Raw genomic sequence first — 20926 nt, forward strand, 5'->3', positions numbered from 1 at the left:
CGCTCATATATTACTGAGGAGCGCAGCACAGACAACTATAATTTTGGCAAGGGCCGACGCCGAAAAATGATTTTTTTACCCACGCGACATAAATGCTTCAGTTTAATTACTCGGATAACGCGTGATTTATCTATAATAAGAATATGACCTTATTTTTTATCCACACACACATAATCTGGATGTTCGGCAACTCCAAAGCCCAAAATGCGGCTCGTTCACTTCCATTTATCTGACCAGCTACGCAGTTCCGACTTAGCCGTCTCTGGCCACTCCTTAACTATTGGAAAGACTTTGATTTTCTGGCCGTCATGTTTGAACGCCGCGTAGACCTTTTTGTCTGCATAAGAAAGAAAGATAATTGCTTCCTCAACAGTGCAGCTATGTGGCGTGCAGGCATGCCCGATGAAATCGCCGTTCTGGTACGATCCAGTTGCTACACCCGTCAAAATCGCTTGAAATTTGTCAAAATCAGATCCGAGCAATTGCTTAATCTGCCCGCTAATTTCGACGTTATTGAAAGCATCCCAAGGGTACTGAATTGATTGTTCGCGAAGAGCGTTCCAGCCGCTGTTATCGGTCGCCTTATAAGCAGTCGTTCCGGAACTTTTCATCCCCTCATCGGCAGTCCATTCCCACTTGTCCTAGCCTTTACCCGGAATGTTGGGAGATAGAAAGACGACCTTTCCTTGGTCGATCTCATATGAAACGCTGGCACATGAATCGATAGGACCATCCAGCCTTGGCTTTCCGTTCAATGGGAAGCTAATCACAAATGGACTTCCATCACAGGCATTACCACCCGCAGAACTGGAGCCAACGATAATTGGAACTCCTGCCACCGTCGTCACTTCATAAAAATGAATGATCGCGTTGCGGTGCATTTCGCGTCCGTCAACTTTCAATATCTTTTCATAATCCTGCTCGGTCAAACTGATCTCGTAACCGCTAATCTTTCCGATATCTATTGCATGGGCATCTGTGACTACGCCGGACAAAATCAGACATGTAATAACTAGAAATTTCAATATTACCCCCACGAAACCAGCTAGCTTAATTGAAGTATTTGCATCAAACAAAGCAAACAGGCAACTCCATAATCTTAGCTCAAATTCGTCGAACTGCACTAACTCGCAACGCATACCGGCAGTTCAGCTTGATCTATCTAATCTGAAATTCACGGCTAAGAACCCCAAATATACGAGCAATATTGGAAACTCTGCGCCAATTTGCTAGAATGATAGACAGCAGTTAACGCGAGGTTGGCCAGATGAAAAATTTAAAGTTGATTATTACTTCTGTAATAACTGTTACCTCGTTTCATTATTCGGCCATAGCGCAGTCCGCGATTGAACATCATGTCTGGCAGGATGCGAGAACATTTGCCCCTTACAGCAGAACCGCAGAAGCTATAACTGGAAAAATAAAGCTGTCTGGTAACCAGGAATTCGCCACGCCTGGCAGCAAGATGACCATTACCTTTGCAAATGGTAAAAAGGCTCAGCTTACTTCAGTCGGTGCATCCTATCGCAATTGGAGCGACACAAACGATAAAAAACTAACTGCTGAAATTTTCAAGATTGCCAAAGACCCCGGCAGGCTCCTCAACGGAAATACACTTTGTGGAGATAATGCAAAGTTTATTGTGTTCGCTGAAGACAGCTCCTTTGGAACTGCTCTTTTGAGCATGGCGGTTTTCTCATCAAAAACACCACCTAAAGACATCGCTAGTGCGGGAATTTGTGCAACATTCAACTATACAGTGAATTAAGATCACAGCCTCATAAGGAAGCCTGCCAATCTCCGGCTTAACTGACTGCCAATATCCTGGCGGCTAGATTCCTCTTCAAAAGCGAGATAGCTGTCTTTATTAAAAGATCCTGGAGGGGATATATGAACCTGTGGCCCGTTGAGTGCCAGTCAAGATTTCCAGGCGCGATCCTAACCAGAACCTATATGTCTCTAAGGTTCGCTCTTAAGAGAGTTCAACATCGATTGCCCTTTGTACTGCATAATGTCGCTGAATATCATGTCACAAAACATTTCCTTTTCAATCTCACCACCCAGCTGTGCTCCCATAAACAGCGGCCCCGAAGGCATAAATTAAAACTTAACAGCAAACCTTACGCTCCCTTCCTGTCCGAGGAAGTTGTCGCCGATCTGTGCATTGTACTCTCCGCGCAACTCGTAGCGTTCGTCGACGTAAAGCTGAAGGCCTACGCCGACATCAACCAAAAATTCCGGCGCTGCAGATGTCGAAACGAACGCGAAGCCATCGCCATTCTCACCGCCAAACAAGAAATTCTGGCTCATCTGTTCATCATGCAGATAGGTAAATCCAACGGTTCCATAAGGGCGCAGCCAGCCTTTGGAGACATCAATGCGCGTGCCCAACTCGACCGCAGGTGAGAGAGCGAACGTCCAGTCATTAAACGCGTCCGCCGCCAGACGAGCTCCATCGCCGTTCAGCTCATAGCCCGGCATATAGGTATGGATGATATCCACGTCGAGGTAAGGCCGAACATATGATTGATCGAATGCAAATTCATAGGCCACGCGTCCGCGTAGTGCCGCAGTCCACACGTCGCTGTCGACTTCGGCAAACCAAAGATCATTACCCATACTGAAAATGCGGTCAGTGGTGGTGCGGCCGTAGCCGAGATGGGCGGCACCGGCAAAGTACCAGGCACCCATCTGATGCTTCAGCGAGATTGCGATGTCGCCGCTGTCAGACTCCGTCTCCGTAAAGCCATCATCGGAATGCCCCTTGCTTGAGGTATAGGCACCGCTGGCACCCACAAACCAATTCGGCTTAAACTCCCACTGCGCGCCCATACGATAGCTGAAACTGTTCTGTGAATAGCCAAAGGTGCTTGTCGATTCTGACTGGTTCCAATGTGCGCTGGAGATCCTGGCCCAGGCACATTCGCTCTCATTGATCATAACGCCATCGTCGATGAAGGCCGGGCAGCTAAGGGCGCCCCTCAGTGAAGCACGGCTGCCCGTGGTACTCTGGACGATAGCCGCCTGCTGCTGGCCTTCCGGCGAGCCAGAGGCAAGAGCCGCTTCATATTCCTGTAGTGAGGATACGGAAGCCATGCCACCGAACACCCGTGAAGCATAAGTGGAACCGGTACCGGCGTTCCAAACGTCCTGCAGCGAATTCATGAAGCTGCGTTCCGTCGGTGTTAGCTCAATCCCGGAGGCTGCCGCTGCAAAATCAGCCGATGGCGTGACAGTGATGTTGCTGGTTGATGAGCGTGTCTGCCAGGAGATTGGCGACGCCGCGCTATAACTGAACTGCGCCGGATTGTGCTGAACAAGTTCTCCTGACATGAGTGTATAAGGTGTCGGCAGCACGCCGATGAAGTTAGGCTGGAAGGCCAAGCCATCAATCGTGGCGACGCCGTTCGCCTCTATCCAGTCGTTCTTCTGAACGCCCGGGCCGGAACTGTCGATATCCACGCGCGCCACACCGGCAAGCCAGGCATCACCGCCATTGATATTCAGCGTGCCGAGTTTGCCTAAGCCGCCGACATCAATCACACCAAAATTTTCAAACGAGCCTCCGCGACCAAGATTTACGATGCCATTGCCCGGCGCACTGATATAGGCCGCAGAACTCTCGTTCCTGAAGGTGTTTTTCTCCAGCGTTCCGCTGCTGGCAAGGTCAACATTGCCCATCAGCACGCCAGCATTCGTCAGGCTGTCACTGCCGACGGAGGTCTGGATTGCGTTACCCGACCCCGCGCTCACCAAAGCACCGGCCCGCAGATTGATGGTGGTCGTGCCACCACCCTCGACCCGGATCGCTGTACCGCTACCTGTGCCGCCTGTCAGGTTACCGGTATGGTCGATGATATTGGCACCAGACTGACGCTGGAAATCCTCGAAGCTCCCGCTGGCCGTCTGTCGACCGTTCTGGATGAAGATACCATGCGAACCCTCGCCGGTTGCGGCGATGTCGCCATGCGTAATAATGGAGACCGAACCGCCATGGCCGGTCATTCCCTCGCGGCGTTTCCCCTCATCCTTTTGTACGGGGATGGCCGTCGTCTGAAAAGCAGCACCGCCGCCGCCGCCAATAGTCTGCGCGTAAATACCGTGAGCGGCATTACCGGTGGTTGTGATGGAAAGATGCGATTTCGTGTCTGCCATCCCGACGATGATTGCGCCACCATTGCCACTGCTGCCCAGAACCTGGGTCGATGTGCGAGTTATCCAATAACCCGGTACCGAAACACCGCCCTCGGGAGTTGGGATGATCGTTGGCGGCACCCAAACCTGCTCCGTCTTTTCAATCGGGAGGGGATCGGCGAAATTCATGTTCACATTACCTGCGCCGGTATAACCACCGCCGCCGCCGATGGATTGCAGCATGACCGCAGTCGCACCATTGCCTGAGGTGGCAACAGACGCGTTTTTGTCAAAAGTGACCTTCACCTCGTCGCCATTTCCGCCGACGCCGCCCGTGCCGCCCAGACGCGCTTTGATTGCCAGCAGACCATCATTGCCCGCATCAGCACCAAACCCGCCGCCGCCGCCCACACTTTGAGCAAAGATGCCAAAGGAGCCGATGCCTTCCGTGACGATGGTGCCTGAATGGTTCACGAAAACCTTGCCGCCGCTGCCGCCCTCACCGCCAGTACCACCGAACGAGGCACCGATAGACGGGGTGGGCAAAATCGTCGACGATACGTCACCCGTTCCGCCAGCCTTAGCCCCGCTGGAATTATAAGCCAGCAGGTCTGCCAGTTTCTGAGCGTCGTTCTTTTCATTCTCGGTGGTAGTCTTGGAGGTCAGCACACTGGTGGTGGCAGCTTTCAGCATCTCCTCGGCCAGCTGCATCGCCTCTTTCATATCAGCGGAATCGGAAACGACGGCCGGATCGTCGGGATCGACGCGGCTGACAAACACCGTGCCACCGCCGCCGCCAACACTCTGGGCAATCAGCGCGTGCGCTTCCTTACCAGAGGTCAAGATCGTACCGGAATTATCGACCTTTACCGAGCCACCGTTGGAGCTTTTGCCACCGCTGCCGCCGACCTTGAGCTCACCGGTCAACGAAATGGAATTGGCGCTGGCAGCCACACCGCCATAGCCGCCACCGCCGCCGACACTCTGCGCGAACAGGCCAAACGAACCAGCACCAGCGGTTTGGATTCCGTTGGTGTTTGCGACCGTCACATTACCACCCTTGCCGCCGTCGCCCCCGCTGCCGCCGACAGAAATATTGGCGTTCAGCTTGTTGGTGCCGGTCGCAAGGCTCGCACCGGCACGCCCACCGCCGCCACCGACAGATTGAGCGAGAATCCCAATGCTGTTAGCTTCCTCGGTGAACACCAGACCCGAATTCGTTACCTCAACTGCATCACCCGCGCCACCAGCACCACCCTTGCCACCCAATGCTACCGTGAGGTCAAGCTCCGTTGGCTTCTCGGCCTCGCCATGAACCTTCTCATAGGCCTTTTTGATCTTGTCCTTATACGCCTCGACCAAAATCGTTTCTGTAATCAAGGAAACTGCGTTAAACGCCTCGCCGGAATCAGGGAAGATGAAGTTTCCGTCCTTGTCCACCTTCCAAAGCATCTTGCCATTGGCGTAGAACGACTTGGCGATCTTGAATAATGACTTCGCCTGTTTGATCCGGTCCGGACCTTTAGCGTCGCCCGGCTTGTCGTTTTTGCCATTGGCATTAGCGATGGCCGCCAGCGCGTTCTTCTTGTCCTCTTCACTTACTTTATCCCCGCTTGCCTTCGCGATATCGGCTTTCTTGTCGGCAGGATCGGGCTTCGACGTGGCCATCTTTGTCACATATGTCCGAAGATCGTTCACCTTCACGACTTCATCAACGAGCTGAAGGATGAAGGCACCAGTATCTTCTGTCAGCGTCGGTGCCGCCTTCACGGTACCAGCAAAGCCACCGCCTTCACCACCGCCGCCGCCAACACTTTGCGCAAATATGCCAACGGAGCCTGCTCCGGTGGTCCGGATGACCCCGCCAGACTGGTTTGTTACGGTAACGGCACCGCCATTGCCACCGCTTCGGTTCTTTAACGGGTGCGCCGGATCAATATGACCGGCATCACCTCCTGCCTCTAAAGTAATGTTAAACTTGCCTTTACCGGTTGCCATGTAGCCGCCGGCATCACCACCGCCGCCGCCCACGCTCTGGGCGTGGATACCCTTGGCGTTGTGGCCCTGCGTCAGGATAGTGCCGCTATTGTCGACGTCGACCCGACCGCCATGGCCGCCCTCTCCGCCAGCGCCGCCAATGGCAAAGTTTGTAGTCATCGCGCCGGCTGTGGGCAGCGCAGACACAAGGTTGTTGAGATGGTCGTTCCACGAGATGCCGGACGAAGCCTTTGCATCACCAGAGCCGCCATGACCGCCACCGCCACCGATGCTCATGGCGGAGATGCCGCGCGAGAATGCGCCCGATGTTTCGATCGCAGCATAGTTCTCAACCCGCACGCCCTTGGCGGGGTCGGTATAGCCATTACCGCCCCCCCCGCCTTTGCCGCCCACAGCAGCGACGAGTGTGACGTTCTCGAAAAATCCGACGACATCGGCTGCTGATTTTGCGACGCCACCATTGCCGCCGCCACCGCCAACGCTTAGCGCATCAATGCCGTCGGAACTCGACCCGGTTGTGATGATGTTGCCATAATTGCGCACGGTCACACTGCCGCCAGCGCCGCCTGTGCCCCCGGCACCGCCCACCGCGAAGGAAAGGCTGAACGCTGGCCATTCGGGTGGCGCAACGGCAAGTGCATAGCTTGTTGCATCCCCGGCAATGCCGCCGCCGCCGCCGACGCTGTTTGCAATAATGCCCGCAGACTGGATGCCAAAGGTCATGATGGCGGATTCGTTGTTGACTTCGACGTTGCCGCCGTTGCCGCCACCGCCGCCCTTACCGCCCACGGCAACCGTGAGCGCTGCGACCACACCGGCCGCTTTGGCCGTCGCACTGCCGCCCAAGCCGCCGCCGCCGCCCACGCTCATCGCAATAAGACCGGTGGAACCCGCGCCAATTGTCGTTATGGATGGCGCAACGCCCGGCCCACTTGCTGGTACCGCCAGCCGCAATGCGTCACCAAGTGCAGCTTCCTTGCCCCATGACGTGCGATAAGTATTGCTGAAGCCATCAACGAGAACGTTGCCACCCGCACCGCCACCGCCACCATCACCACCAAGTCCAATGCCGACAAAGGGCGAGGAGACGCTGGACATGCCACCGATGCCACCACCACCACCGATGCTCTGTGCCACCAGCCCGTAGGCTTTGAGGCCATCAGTCTCGATAGTCCCGAGTTGGGTCACATGAATATTTCCGCCCGCACCGCCACTGCCGCCTTCTCCACCACGACCTAAAAACCAGGCATCGCCTGCACCACCAGCGCCGCCGCCGCCCGAGCCGCCGCTGCCGGGCACGATGGCCCCGGCCTGAAAGGCAGCAATAGCGTTGCCGCCGCCGACGCTTTGCGCGCCGATACCGGTCGCACCTTCACCCTTGGTGGTAATCTTGCCGAAATTGCCGATAGTCACGTCGCCGCCAGCACCAGCCGCACCGCCCGGATTGCCATGAAACAAGCCGTCACCGCCGCGACCGCCGGTGCCACCGATAGACTGCGCCATCAGGCCAGTGCTGTATTTGCCATTGGTGGAAATCAAGCCCTGGTTAATGCCGAGCACCCAGCCACCGACGCCGCCGCTGCCACCATTGCCGCCCTCGTCACGGCGCTGACTACCGCCATTACCGCCAGCGCTTTGCAAGATCACACCAAGCGAACGATCGCCCACTGTGCTGATGGTGCCACTGTTATCGAACCAGACAGCGCCACCAGCCCCGCCATTCGTGGCATCGTAGTCACCGTAATAAAGCGTGGCGCTGCTACCCTCGCCGCCAATCGACTCGGCGATGATGCCCGGCGCACTTGCGCCCTTAGTGCCGATCGATCCCGACTTACCAATAATAACACTAGTGACACCACCATTGCCACCCGCTAAGACGCTGGGCGAACCGCCATAGCGTATGCCGCCAAACGCTGCGTCACCACCAAGCGAACGTGCCCAGATGCCTGAATACTGCCTGCCTTCCGTCTTGATGGAGGACTGTAGCCAGACATCCACCTGACCACCATCACCGCCTCGACCGGCCTGACTGGTCGCCCCTCCACCGCGCCCACCTTGAGAGTAGATAAGCATCATAGCGCCGCCGCCGTTCCACCAGGGACCCATGGCACCGGAGCGTGTATCAGAATACCACTTGCTGCCACGCGGAAGTTCGAAAAGCGGCTCCGCAGCGCGGGTTGGCTGATCGCCATAGCCGGCCAGAGCGCCACGTTGCACCACGCTGACGGGCCCACCATCACCGCCACGCGCTCCCGGTTCCCATGCAAAGGGTGCTGACGCGCCTACGCCGCCGACACCACCCATGGAGCCGAGCTGGACCGCAACACCGTGTTCAACGCGGGTCGTATAGTCGTTGATCAGCATAATGATGCCGCCGGTCAAACCCGGTGTAGCAGGCGTGTTGGCACTGAAGGTACGCGCTGTCGCGTCACTACCCTGCGCACCATAGAACTCACGGAAAAAGACGCTCTCCACAGTGGATGGAAGCGCTGTTGAGGCCGTACCGGCGGTGGCCTGTGCTGTCATAAAAGCGAGCGGAATGGCCAGCGCTGTCCGGCTGATGCCCGAAAGCAAATTCTCACGGGAGCAACGGAGCAAAGGCGCAGCAAGCTTGATGGAGACCATCTATCTAATCCAAACAAAGTAAGCACAATGATTGTAGATGGCACTAAATACAGTTTATACTGATCTGACGCAGCGTACCCGACAGACGTAATTTAAACCGCAGCTTACTTCCATCTTACGAGCGTCGAGACGAATATCGTTATTTTATGAACTTTTATAAATCGATTGCGGCCGCGTCAATAATCAATTACGATAAGCTTATAATCAACAGATTAACTTGATATGAAAAGTAAGTAACAAATCTTCTGCGACAAAGTTTTGATGGCTTGATGATGTATTTTGAGGGCAATGCGTCACATGTGTGGGGGCACAACAAGATCATATCTGGTCCGGCCATTCGTGTATCGTGATGATTTTCTCCCCTGTGGAATGAGATAAAGCAAGCGAGACACGCTCCAGTTCCTATTCACCAAACTATAAATTTCCAGTAAGTTGCATCGTACCTAACTGAGGCGCGCATGAATCTGACATCGACTTTTAACACCGTTATCTCTCGGCGCAACATTCTGCTGGGCGGGGCCACGTCGCTTGCCACTTTAGCGCTGCCGCGCCCACTAAGAGCACTGACAAATGAGGGTGCGCGCAGAATACTGGTGCTGGGTGCAGGTATGGCTGGGCTGACTGCCGCGCTGTCCCTGCTGCGACGTGGACACGACGTTACGGTCATCGAAGCACAGGACCGCATCGGTGGTCGGCTTCTTTCACTTCCTCTTGGCGATGGCATGTTCACCGAGGCGGGCGGCGGTCATTTCCGCTCCAACATGCCTTATGTGCTCAACTACATAAGGCAGTTTGACCTGCCGCTTCTCGCGCTCAATGATGGACTACCGCGCTATCTCGTTGATGGTCAGCCCGGCGACGCCGCGCATCTCGACGCCTGGCCTTGGAAGCTTGATCCCGAAGAGCGCAATGTCAGCGTATCAAGTACGCTCAACCGTTATCTCGAACGCGCCGGTTTTGACACCGACACCGCTCTTGATGCCCGCTGGCCGGATCCGGACGTCATGTCACAAATTGACAACATGACGCTGTCCGATCTCATTCGTGGCGTCGGCGCGTCCGATGGTTACTGCAAGCTGCTGAATGCGCATGCCGGGCCTTTTACAACCGGCTCGCACGCACTCGCCATGATACCGCGCGTCGCCTACCATTTTGGCGACAAAAACCTCTTCCGCATTCAGGGCGGCAATAACCGCCTGCCAATGGCGATGGCAAAAGCGATTGGCCTCGAACGTATTAAACTTGGTTCAGCCGTCGCCGAGATCGACCAGGAGGGCTCGAGTGTGCGCGTGACAACGCATAACGGCAAAGATTTCCATGGCGATGCGGTGATCTCAACAATCCCGTTCAGTGTGATCGGCGACGTCAAAGTGACGCCGGGTTGGTCAGCGGGTAAGACAAGGCTCTTTCGGGAGATGGAATGGGACAAAACGGTAAAGGTCATCGTCAAAACACGTACGCCGTCGTGGCTCTCAAAGGGTGTTTATGGCTGGCCCATGGCTGGCGGCGACCGTCCTTGGGAGCGCGTCATTGACATCACCGGCAATGAGCCTGGCGGCCATGGCAGCGTTTTCTTTTATCTTAATGGCCCGAATGCAGAGGCCGCTCTGAAGCAACCTAAATCAGAGCGCGCACGCTGGGTATTCGACCAGTTCCAAGCAGACATGCCCGATCTCATCGACGAGGCCCTGTCGATGGATTCCTTTGCATGGAGCGAACAGCCGTGGATTAAAGCCTCATTCGGCGGCCCGCCCATTGGCGGCGGCTGGATGATTGAGGAATGTGCCAAGCCTGAAGGTCGCATTCACTTAGCAGGCGATTTCACCACACTGAAGATGGGGTGGGTTGAAGGCGCAATTGAATCCGGCTTGCGCGCCGCGCGCCAGATTGACAGGAATGCTCGGCCAGAGGGCAGTCCCAACATACGGCAAGAGTTCCAATCCGCGAAGTGATTGAAACGTTTACGATATTCATATGAGACTAAGGCAAAGATAAGGTCGCGATCTTTTCTCCAAATATCGAGGTCGACTGCTATCTGTTCCTATCTTCAAGTATTGGGCCTGACAAACCTTTCTGCTTCACATGACGAGATCATATTCGCACTCGATATGGCGTTTCATGGGTTGTGAACGCTGTTCGGTTATTAATGTTATAGAAAAGTTTGATTACCAGTAAAGAACCTTCAAATAAAATGCACATTAGCAGGAGACCTGTAGGGCACTACCCGCTTGTAAACTAAGCCAATGTCATTTCGACGTGCCCTCCAACCAGGCGAGAATCTTCCAATTTCTGACTTCAGCCCAACTCATCAAATTATCATGACCTTACATGTTTACATAAACCGGTCCTTCGCCGCCTTGTGGCGGAACCCAGTTGATATTCTGGTTCGGGTCTTTGATATCGCAAGTTTTGCAATGCACGCAGTTCTGCGCATTGATCACAAAACGCACATCCTTGGCCTGCGGATCAGCCGCAGAATTGCCGTCTGCATCCACCCATTCATAAACCCCTGCCGGGCAATAGCGTGTCGATGGACCTGCAAAAACATCATGCTCTGATGACTGTTGCAGCTTCATATCGGCGACCTGCAAATGCACTGGCTCATTTTCGTCGTGATTGGTGTTAGACAAGAACACCGACGACAGACGATCAAAAGTCAGAACGCCATCTGGCTTCGGATAGTCGATCTTCTTGTGCTTGGCAGCAGGCTCAAGGCTCTGCGCATCGGTCTTACCATGCTTCAACGTACCAAAGAATGAGAAGCCAAACAGCTGGTTGGTCCACATATCAAGACCACCAAGCGCGACACCAACAACCGTCCCGAGCTTCGACCAGAGTGGCTTCACATTACGAACCTTCTTGAGATCCTTGCCGATTGCGCTGTTACGCCAGCTGTTTTCGATCTCAATGGGTTCATCATTGGCGCGACCAGCGGCCAATGCGTCTGCAATCTTGTCGGCAGCAAGAATGCCCGACAGAACCGCATTATGGCTGCCTTTAATACGCGGAACATTGACGAAGCCAGCCGAACAGCCGATCAGCGCCCCACCCGGGAATGACAGCTTCGGCACCGACTGGAAGCCACCTTCAGTAATTGCACGTGCGCCATAAGACAAGCGCTTGCCACCTTCAAATGTATCGCGGATAGCCGGATGCGTCTTAAAGCGCTGGAATTCCTCAAATGGTGACAGGTATGGATTTTTATAGTTGAGGTGCAGCACAAAGCCGACCGCAACCATATTGTCTTCAAGATGATAAAGGAACGAGCCACCGCCGGTTTTCATATCCAGCGGCCAGCCGAAAGAATGCTGCACCAGACCCGGCTTATGCTTGGATGGATCAACCTGCCAGAGTTCCTTGAGACCAATACCAAACTTGGCCGGCTCTCGGCCTTCATCAAGCTTGAACTTGGCAATCAGTTCCTTAGCAAGTGAGCCACGCGCGCCTTCGCCAATCAGAACATATTTGCCAAGCAGTGCCATGCCCCGCGTATAGTTCGGACCATGCGTGCCATCGCGCTCGACGCCCATATCGCCAGTCGCAACACCGATGACAGCACCTTCATCATTATAAAGCACTTCTGTCGCAGCAAAGCCCGGATAGATTTCTACGCCAAGCTCTTCGGCCTTTGTGCCAAGCCAGCGGCAGACATTCCCAAGCGAGACAATATAATTACCATGATTGTTCATCAGCGGTGGCATCGCGAAGTTTGGCAAACGCACCGAACCGGCAGGGCCGAGCAGCAGGAAGTGATCCGCCGTCACCGGCGTTTTGAAGGGATGCCCTTCTTCTTCGCGCCAACCCGGCAGAAGCTGGTCAATACCACTTGGATCAACAACAGCGCCCGAAAGAATATGCGCGCCGACTTCCCCGCCCTTTTCAAGAACAACGACCGAAAGTTCTGGATTGATTTGTTTGAAGCGAATAGCCGCAGCAAGGCCAGCAGGGCCTGCGCCGACAATCACAACATCAAATTCCATGCTCTCGCGTTCGGGAAGCTCGTTATTTGCGACCATTAAAGCGCTTTTTGCAGCTCCGGCAACACCGTAAAGAGATCACCGACGAGGCCGTAATCAGCCACCTGGAAGATCGGCGCTTCTTCGTCCTTGTTGATCGCAACGATCACGCGGCTGTCTTTCATTCCGGCCAGATGCTGGATTGCACCGGAAATACCAACTGCGATGTAAAGATCAGGCGCAACCACCTTGCCAGTCTGGCCAACCTGCCAGTCATTTGGCGCGTAACCCGCGTCGACTGCTGCACGGCTGGCACCAACTGCGGCACCGAGCTTGTCAGCAACCGGAAGGATAACTTCCTCGAACTTCTCAGACGAACCAAGCGCACGGCCACCCGAGATGATGATCTTGGCCGACGTCAGTTCCGGACGATCGGAATCCGACAGCGCATTCTCAACAAAGCTCGAAAGAGCAGGATCAGCAGCAGCGTTCACGCTTTCAACTGAAGCCGAACCGCCTTCACCCGTTGCCGAGAAAGAAGCCGTACGAACCGTGATGACCTTCTTGGCATCAGTCGACTGAACGGTCTGGATTGCATTGCCCGCATAGATCGGACGCTTGAAGGTGTCGGCGGACACAACTTCCATGATTTCCGACAGCTGCATCACATCAAGCAGCGCTGCCACGCGTGGCAGCACGTTCTTGGCGGACGTCGTTGCTGGTGCAATGATCGTGTCGTAATTGCTCGCTAAGTCAACGATGGCTGCCGCCAATGGCTCAGCCAGGCGGTTTTCCAGTGCATCACTTTCAGCAAGCAGAACCTTGCGAACGCCGGAAAGCTTAGCTGCGGCATCAGCAGCCGCTTTCGCGCCTTTGCCTGCAACCAGAATATCGACATCGCCGCCGATCTGGGCAGCAGCAGTCAGCGCCTTTGCAGTCTGATCGGAAAGGCTTGCATTGTCATGTTCGGCAATAAGAAGAATAGCCATAAGTTTGTCCCTTCAGATCTCTTACAATACGCCGTCGGCCTTAAGCTTCTCAACCAGCTCGGAAACCGAACCAACCTTCACGCCAGCCTTGCGGCCGCCCGGTTCTTCGGTCTTCAAAACCTTGAGACGCGGAGCAATGTCAGCGCCGAAATCAGCAGGCGACTTTTCATCAAGCGGCTTCTTCTTCGCCTTCATGATGTTTGGAAGCGATGCATAGCGCGGCTGGTTCAAACGCAGATCAACGGTGACAATCGCAGGCAGCTTCACATCAATGGTCTGAAGACCACCATCGACTTCGCGCGTGACCTTGGCAGAACCATCGCCCAGTTCAACTTTCGATGCAAAAGTTGCCTGGCTCCAGTTAAGCAATGCAGAAAGCATCTGGCCAGTCTGGTTGGCATCGTCGTCAATTGCCTGCTTGCCTAGGAACACGAGGTCTGGCTTTTCAGCTTCGACAACGCCCTTAAGCACCTTGGCAACGCCGAGCGGCTCCACGGTTTCGTCAGTCTTCACGAGGATTGCGCGGTCCGCACCCATGGCGAGCGCGGTGCGCAGTGTTTCCTGCGCCTGTGCCGGACCGACCGAAACCACGACGATTTCCGTGACCTTGCCAGCTTCCTTCAAACGGATCGCTTCTTCAACCGCGATCTCGTCAAAAGGGTTCATCGACATCTTAACGTTTGCAAGCTCAACGCCTGAACCATCACCCTTAACACGGATCTTTACGTTGTAATCTACAACCCGCTTTACTGCGACAAGGACTTTCATTTTATAATTACCTTAGATTTCACTTATCTCTATTTCGCTGCTGCTACAGCTTAGCCTAAATGCTTACCCAAGCGTCGCTCTGTAGCTGCAACCAGCCAACCGAATGGAATGGTAACAGCCAGATAAAATGCGCCTGCGAGCAGGAGGACATCAAGATAAAGATAAGTTGCAGCACCAATTCTGTAAGCACGAGCGAGTAATTCGGGCACAGAGATTGTAAACGCCAACGCACTTGCCTGGAAAATAAGGATAGCGAAGCCCATCAAAGCCGGAACTGCAAACAAGACTCCTTGCGGAACAACAACGAAGCGCATGATATCGCTCTGAGTCATCCCCAAAGCCTGTCCCGCCTCTATCTCTTTATTGGGCACGGCGTTAAGTCCGGCTCGCAAAATTTCGCTGGTATAGGCAGCAGTTGTTAAAGCCAATGCTAATGCAGCGGCAATAAAGGCTGAGGTATTTACGCCTACAGATGGCAGGCCATAATAAACCATTTGCAAGACGATAAGTGCAGGTGCACCACGGCCAATCTCAACAAGTGTCACTGCAAAATACCGTAAAGCGGGGGCTTTTGTCATGGACAACAAAGCAAGAGTGAGACCGAGCGGGAGACCGAGCAGCAATGCAAGGCCCGTTAAGCGTAAACTGACAAGAAGACCCGTAAAGAGCTGTGGAGCCCAGTCGATTATGTTCGTGAGTGTCTCTGACATTATGACAATCTCCCGCGCAATTTTTCATCCATCACACGCGAAAAAAGAGCGACTGGTACTGACAACAGGATATAGAGAATAGCAGCCAACAGAAATGGTGCGAAACCTCCGGACTGCGCCTGTGCTGCCTGCGATGTATACATCATTATATCGCGGACTCCGATTGTCGACGCGACAGTACTATCTTTGAGCAAACCAACGAAGAACGTCGCCATAGGTGGAATGGATACCCGTAATACCTGAGGGGCTGTGATGAATCGCAGAATATCTGTTTGCGGCATTCCAAGCGCAGTGGCTGCTTCAGACTGACCGGGGTGAAGCGCCATAAACCCACCTCGGTATATTTCTGCAAGGTAAGCAGCAGAAACGAGCCCCAGTCCGATAATGCCTGCCTGTAATGATGTAAGCCGGATTAATCCTGTTCCAAGCCCAAAGAAGATAATGAACAGCCACACAACTGGAGGAATACCACGTGCAACATCAATGAAACACCGCGCGAGGAACCGTGGAAGAAAGCGCTTTGATTTCCGCATTAATACGAGCGGCACACCGAGCACTGCACCGATCGCAAATCCCCCTGCCGTCAAAGCGAGTGTTGCAGGCACGCCTCTGAGAAGATTGAGTAAAAGGTCCATCATTAGTGGCGGTCCACTATAGCGCGGAAAAACTTCTGTGTGCGCGCAGATGCGGGATTGCGAATAACTTCTGCCGGAATGCCTTCCTCTAGTATCTGGCCGTCCGCCATAACAATGAGACGGTCGGCTACCTCGGCAGCAAAGGCAATCTCGTGAGTGACAACGATCATGGTCATGCCATCTTGAGCCAGCTCGCGCATCACGGCGAGGACTTCCAGACCAAGTTCAGGATCAAGTGCAGAGGTGGGCTCATCAAATAGCATCACATCCGGGTCGAGCGCTAAGGCACGGGCGATTGCAATTCGCTGCTGCTGACCTCCCGAAAGGCGGGCTGGATAGGAATCCGCTTTATCTGCCAGATGAACTCGTTCCAGAAGTTGCATCGTACGTTTGTCCGCCTCCTGGTGGCTACGACCCAGAACCCGCATTTGCGGAAGAGAAATGTTTCGGCGTACCGTCATATGGGGGAACAGATTAAATGACTGGAAAACCATTCCAGTCGATCGCCTCAGTCGCAGAAGCTGCGTATTCTCAAGCGCTTTATCCAGACTGAATGTAAATGATCCAACCTGCAACGAGCCTGAAACAGGCTGCTCCAGCATATTAATCGTTCGAAGAAATGTACTTTTCCCGGCGCCACTTGGCCCGACAATTGCTACAACCTCACCTTTTTTAATATCAAGCGTGACGTTCTTTACGGCGTGGCATTTACCGTATTGAACGTTGATGTCCTTGAGACGGACTATAAAATCTGTTTCTTGCATCTCTGTACCCGTGGTTGAGCAACGGTGTTTTAAGCTTGTAGCCTTCGAGAAGGCTCCCCTCTTGACTTGGCCGCTTATATGTCAGCAAATTCAGCCTGAAATGTTGCGTTCAGCCGATGGCTTGAGCTGCAACGCCTCTGGAAAAGACTGCGGCTCGCCTTTCAAAACCCAATCTGCTGCAAGCTGGCCGATAACTGGTGACAGCTGGATACCATAGCCGCCTGCACCCGCGGCAGTGATCAGGGTGGGTTCTGATGCATCGAGCGGTCCAACGAACGGCCGTTTGTCATACGTCATCGGATAAAGTCCGGCCCAGCCACGTCCCAGGCGCGCACCCGGAAGCTCCGGTACGCGTTCGAGCAAAAGTTCTGCCAGGTCAATCTTGGAGGCCTCTTCACACTGGTCGTTATAATGGTCAGGATTTTCCGGTTCCAGCGATGTAACTTTGTGCACTTCGGCTATAAGTTCGCTTGGCTTTTCGTGACGAAAATTCAGCCCCGTTCCCTCTCCATTCACGAGGTCCATGACCATTGGCATAGTGTAGGACAGCGGCACATCAAGCTGAATGGTGATCGCCTCATGCCGCTCAGGTTTGACATGCAATGTCTGGCCAAAAATTTCGGCGACCTGCGGCGCCCAAGCTCCGGCAGCATTTACAACTATATCGCACTCAACCACACCATTGCTGGTCTGCAATTGATAGCCAGATGATAGCCGATCTGCCTTTTCGAGCTCGCAGAACTGGCGCACAACACTGCCGGCTTCCTTTACTTTGTCGGCAAGCAACATGCAAAGTTCATGCGGATCGATAAAGCCGTCATCCGGCCCAAAAATGCCGCCGGCCAGACCTTCTGTGCTTATATGGGGAACAACCTCTCTAAGTTGATCTGCCTGATAAACACGGGATCGGAATCCAGCTTCCTGCTGCATGAGGACAGATTGAGCAAACAGGTCCATCTGTTCAGATGTGCGCGCGAGCCGAAGATAGCCAATGCGATTTATATTGAGACCAAAGGCTTCGAATTCACGAAACTGGCGCATTGAATGCTGACGCAGCTGTATCTCAAAAATATCTGTGAACTGAGTTCCAATAACCCCGACAGAACGTCCACTGGAACCGGATGCAACAGCATTCGCATCGAGAACAGTCACGCGTGCTCCCAGTTTAACAAGATTATATGCAGTGCACATACCGAGCGTACCGGCACCAATTACAACCACATGTGGCGACTGTGTCATTTCTTTTCCTGCTTGTCTGGGTATGAACTGGTTACGCAGCATGCCGCGCAATGACACTCGTTTTAGCGAATGCCTGCCTCGTCACCCGGTGAACAATCTGCATGAGCCTCACCGGGTGATTGAATTTTGGATATGCGAGCCTACTTGAGCCCTGCAATTTCCTTCAAAGTATCGTCTATCGCAGCCAGAATATTAAACGCGTCAGCTTCCGTCATAGGCGTCGACAATGCGAACAAGCCATAGCTTGCTGACAGTACGCCACGTTGCAAAAGCCCTTTATGCAATGCCTCGAGTTTCTTGCGCTGATCTGCAGAAGGGTAAACAGAGCGATAGTCTACAACGTCATTGCCGGTGAAGTGGATCTTGAAGAGAGATCCCAAACCTACGCAACGGCCCGGAATGCTGTACTTCTGGAGAGCATTGTTGATGCCTACGCGAAGCATCGCTCCAAGTTTATCGAGATGTGAGAACACTTCAGGTTTAAGACTCTGCATGGCTGCAAGTCCCGCACGCATAGTAACCGGGTTTGCTGTAAATGTGCCGCCATGCGGCAGTGCTGGCTTACCACGCGTCGGGTCAAACACCGCCATAACATCTGCGCGACCGCCTACTGCTCCAACTGGGTAGCCGCCGCCAATAATCTTTCCGAGTGCCGTCAGGTCTGGGGTTACCCCCCAAAGTCCCTGCGCACCAGAATATCCGAGACGGAACGAAATCACCTCATCAAAGATGACAAGAGCGCCATGTGCCCGTGCGGTTTCGGTTAAGGCCTGCAGATACTCGGAACGAGCTGGAATCAAGCCCGCCCGATTGGGCATAGGGTCAATCAGCACCGCAGCAATGGTCCCACCATCGGCTTTGAACACGGCTCTTAGTGCTTCTGCATCATTGAAAGGTACGGCGATTACATCGTCGAGAACCCCTTGCGGTGTCCCTTTTGCATAAGCAGTGGACGACGGCAAGTCACCCCAGTTAGACGGAGCGCTGTCGAGACTGACTTCAGCAAAGTCATAAGAGCCGTGATACGCACCCTCAATTTTAACAATTTTTGGACGCCCTGTGTAAGCACGAGCCGCCTTGATTGCCATCATAACACCTTCGGTGCCGGAATTGGCAAAGCGGATCTGCTCAACTGAAGGCAGACGTTCAACCAGAAGCTCAGCCAGTTCAATTTCGCTTAGTGTTGGTGCACCGAAAGCTGTTCCTAAAGGCAACTGTTCTGCGACATTGGCATTGGCTTCTGGCTGAGAATAGCCATGAATCATAGCTGTGAAGTTGTTGATGCAATCATAATATTCATTCCCATCCACATCCCACATACGGCATCCATCGCCGCGTTCAGCGTAGATAGGAAATGGATCTATGAAAACAGTCGTGCGAGTATTTCCACCCGGCATAACTTGTTTTGCGCGATTAAATAACTCACGGGATTTGGGGCAATCGTCTGGATAACGTGACATGAGTGATCTTCTCAATAAATCGCTTTATAATGCTTAGCGGGTCATGATTGTGTGGCTTTGTTCGCGCATGAACTGTGGCAGGAAGTAAGCGCCAAGACCGCCCTTTCCGCTGACACCAGTGCCTTTCCAACCACAGAATGGTTGCGCACCTGGCCAAGCGCCCGTCGTCGCACCACTGGCACGATTGGCATAAAGAACACCTGCTTCAGCATTGTTGAGGAAGTAATTGAGCTCCTTCTCATCTCTTGTGAAAATGCCAGCCGAAAGACCATAAGCGACGCTGTTGCCTTCGTTGATACCGCTTTCAAGAGAGCTGACACCGCGCACGACAACAAATGGCATAAACAATTCATCGCGCGTCAGGTTCGAAGGCCCATGCATCTCAACAATAGCTGGAGTGAAGTAGTTTTCAGGTTTGCCTTCAATCGGCTGCCCACCAAAATGAACAATCCCCTCAGATTGGGCCTGTGCAACAGAGGTTACGAAACGTTTTGTCGTCGCCTCACTGTAAAGTGGCCCCATGAAAGTATCACGCTTACGGGGGTCGCCAATGTTCAACTTTTCGGCAAAGGCAACACAACGAGCAATGAAATCATTCTTCACAGCATCATCAACGTAAACAACTGAACAAGCTGAACACTTCTGACCCTGTAACCCGAAAGCTGAGCGGACAACGCCTTGAGCTGCCCGATCCAGATCAGCATTCGTAGTCACATATGTTGGATTTTTACCGCCCATTTCAGCGATGACTGGCTTCATCCATGGCTGTGTAGCCATATGACGGAAAATACTCATGCCGGTGTTGTGAGATCCGGTGAATGCAACGCCATCGATGTCGGGATGCTGTGAAAGGCCCTGACCGACGTCTGCTCCACCGAGCACAATACTGAAAACACCCTCTGGCAATCCGGCCTTCCGCAGCGTCTCAGCGATCAGCAGGCCGGTCAATTGACATTCGGGTGAGGGCTTAAACACCACCGTATTACCCGTAATCAAAGCACCCGCGATCATTCCTATCGATAAGGCCAGCGGGAAGTTAAACGGTGCGATAACCGCAAACACACCGTATGGTTTGAGAACGCTTGTGGCAGTTTCAAACTCCACAAGCTGGTTCATGGATCGTACAAACCCGTCGTTATTCCGTAGTTCAGATGGGTAGTAATCGAGCATGTCGACCGCTTCTTCGGCCTCTCCGATTGCTTCCAGACGAGATTTGCCTACTTCATAAAGTGCCGCGAGCCCCAGACGATATTTTTCCTCTGCCAGCACGTCTCTCCAGCGTGCCGCGAAAGCAAGGCGCTCTTCAAGTGACGACACCCGCCAGGAAATAGCTGCCTGCTTAGATGCAGCGATAGCGGCTTCGATATCAGCAGAAGTAGACGACGGAAATGATCCAAGCGAAATAGACGGGTGAATTGGACTGTTAACCGAATGCAATGAGCCAGTACCGAATGGCGTCTCCCATTGTCTTCCAAGCTCATTTTCTTCGAAGCCTGGCAGCATTCCATCAAGGAAGTCATGTACCGGGGAAAAATCCACTCCAATGTTGGAGTACGTCACACGTGGCAAGGATTGGGTCATCTTATGTTCCGATTATTGGTATTGTTACCGAATATTGGATTTAGATTGCGATAAAAGTCAATAGTTC

14 protein-coding genes are annotated in these 20926 nt (G+C 53.6%); 2 read left to right on the forward strand and 12 right to left on the reverse strand.

Going from position 1 to position 20926, the window contains the following annotated elements; all coding sequences use genetic code 11:
* Positions 1-215 precede the first annotated feature (215 nt).
* On the reverse strand, positions 216-611 hold the full coding sequence (locus tag U2P60_RS19715) for a hypothetical protein (protein WP_413574066.1): 396 nt from the start codon (positions 609-611) through the stop codon (positions 216-218).
* Between the two features lie 30 nt (positions 612-641).
* Positions 642-1124: a hypothetical protein gene (locus tag U2P60_RS19720; protein ID WP_413574067.1), complete on the reverse strand. Its 483-nt coding sequence runs from the start codon at positions 1122-1124 to the stop codon at positions 642-644.
* Between the two features lie 143 nt (positions 1125-1267).
* Between U2P60_RS19720 and U2P60_RS19725 the strand changes: the two genes are divergently transcribed.
* Positions 1268-1768, forward strand: a complete 501-nt coding sequence (locus tag U2P60_RS19725) for a hypothetical protein (RefSeq protein WP_413574068.1) — start codon at positions 1268-1270, stop codon at positions 1766-1768.
* Positions 1769-2100: 332 nt separating this feature from the next.
* Here the strand turns inward: U2P60_RS19725 and U2P60_RS19730 are convergent, their stop codons facing one another.
* Positions 2101-8757, reverse strand: coding sequence for a hypothetical protein (locus U2P60_RS19730; protein ID WP_413574069.1), 6657 nt, complete (start codon positions 8755-8757; stop codon positions 2101-2103).
* Positions 8758-9215: 458 nt separating this feature from the next.
* On the opposite strand from U2P60_RS19730, the gene U2P60_RS19735 reads away from it, so the two are divergent.
* The gene (locus U2P60_RS19735) at positions 9216-10709 is read left to right on the forward strand and encodes a flavin monoamine oxidase family protein (RefSeq protein ID WP_413574071.1); all 1494 of its coding nucleotides are present in this window, start codon (positions 9216-9218) and stop codon (positions 10707-10709) included.
* Between the two features lie 372 nt (positions 10710-11081).
* Here U2P60_RS19735 and U2P60_RS19740 read toward each other — a convergent pair whose 3' ends face one another.
* The 9 genes from U2P60_RS19740 to U2P60_RS19780 form a co-directional block, all read right to left on the reverse strand.
* Positions 11082-12773 carry an electron transfer flavoprotein-ubiquinone oxidoreductase gene (locus U2P60_RS19740; protein WP_413574072.1) on the reverse strand — a complete coding sequence of 564 codons (1692 nt, stop codon included), beginning with the start codon at positions 12771-12773 and terminating at the stop codon, positions 11082-11084.
* On the reverse strand, positions 12773-13702 hold the full coding sequence (locus U2P60_RS19745) for an electron transfer flavoprotein subunit alpha/FixB family protein (protein ID WP_413574074.1): 930 nt from the start codon (positions 13700-13702) through the stop codon (positions 12773-12775). Before U2P60_RS19745 ends, U2P60_RS19740 begins: the two co-directional genes overlap by 1 nt.
* A gap of 21 nt (positions 13703-13723) precedes the next feature.
* A complete protein-coding gene (locus U2P60_RS19750; RefSeq protein WP_413574076.1) occupies positions 13724-14470 on the reverse strand; it encodes an electron transfer flavoprotein subunit beta/FixA family protein in 747 nt (248 codons plus the stop codon).
* A 50-nt stretch (positions 14471-14520) separates the two neighbouring features.
* The gene (locus U2P60_RS19755) at positions 14521-15180 is read right to left on the reverse strand and encodes an amino acid ABC transporter permease (RefSeq protein ID WP_413574078.1); all 660 of its coding nucleotides are present in this window, start codon (positions 15178-15180) and stop codon (positions 14521-14523) included.
* On the reverse strand, positions 15180-15818 hold the full coding sequence (locus U2P60_RS19760) for an amino acid ABC transporter permease (RefSeq protein WP_413574081.1): 639 nt from the start codon (positions 15816-15818) through the stop codon (positions 15180-15182). The genes U2P60_RS19755 and U2P60_RS19760 overlap by 1 nt, the downstream gene beginning before the upstream one ends.
* Positions 15818-16579 carry an amino acid ABC transporter ATP-binding protein gene (locus U2P60_RS19765; RefSeq protein WP_413574083.1) on the reverse strand — a complete coding sequence of 254 codons (762 nt, stop codon included), beginning with the start codon at positions 16577-16579 and terminating at the stop codon, positions 15818-15820. The genes U2P60_RS19760 and U2P60_RS19765 overlap by 1 nt, the downstream gene beginning before the upstream one ends.
* A gap of 90 nt (positions 16580-16669) precedes the next feature.
* Positions 16670-17818, reverse strand: a complete 1149-nt coding sequence (locus tag U2P60_RS19770; RefSeq protein WP_413574084.1) for an NAD(P)/FAD-dependent oxidoreductase — start codon at positions 17816-17818, stop codon at positions 16670-16672.
* Positions 17819-17958: 140 nt separating this feature from the next.
* Positions 17959-19278, reverse strand: coding sequence for an aspartate aminotransferase family protein (locus U2P60_RS19775; RefSeq protein WP_413574085.1), 1320 nt, complete (start codon positions 19276-19278; stop codon positions 17959-17961).
* Between the two features lie 33 nt (positions 19279-19311).
* Positions 19312-20859: an aldehyde dehydrogenase family protein gene (locus tag U2P60_RS19780; protein WP_413574086.1), complete on the reverse strand. Its 1548-nt coding sequence runs from the start codon at positions 20857-20859 to the stop codon at positions 19312-19314.
* Between the last annotated feature and the right edge of the window lie 67 nt (positions 20860-20926).

It is taken from the genome of Brucella sp. H1_1004, from assembly GCF_047308065.1.
GTDB lineage: Bacteria > Pseudomonadota > Alphaproteobacteria > Rhizobiales > Rhizobiaceae > Brucella > Brucella pseudogrignonensis_B.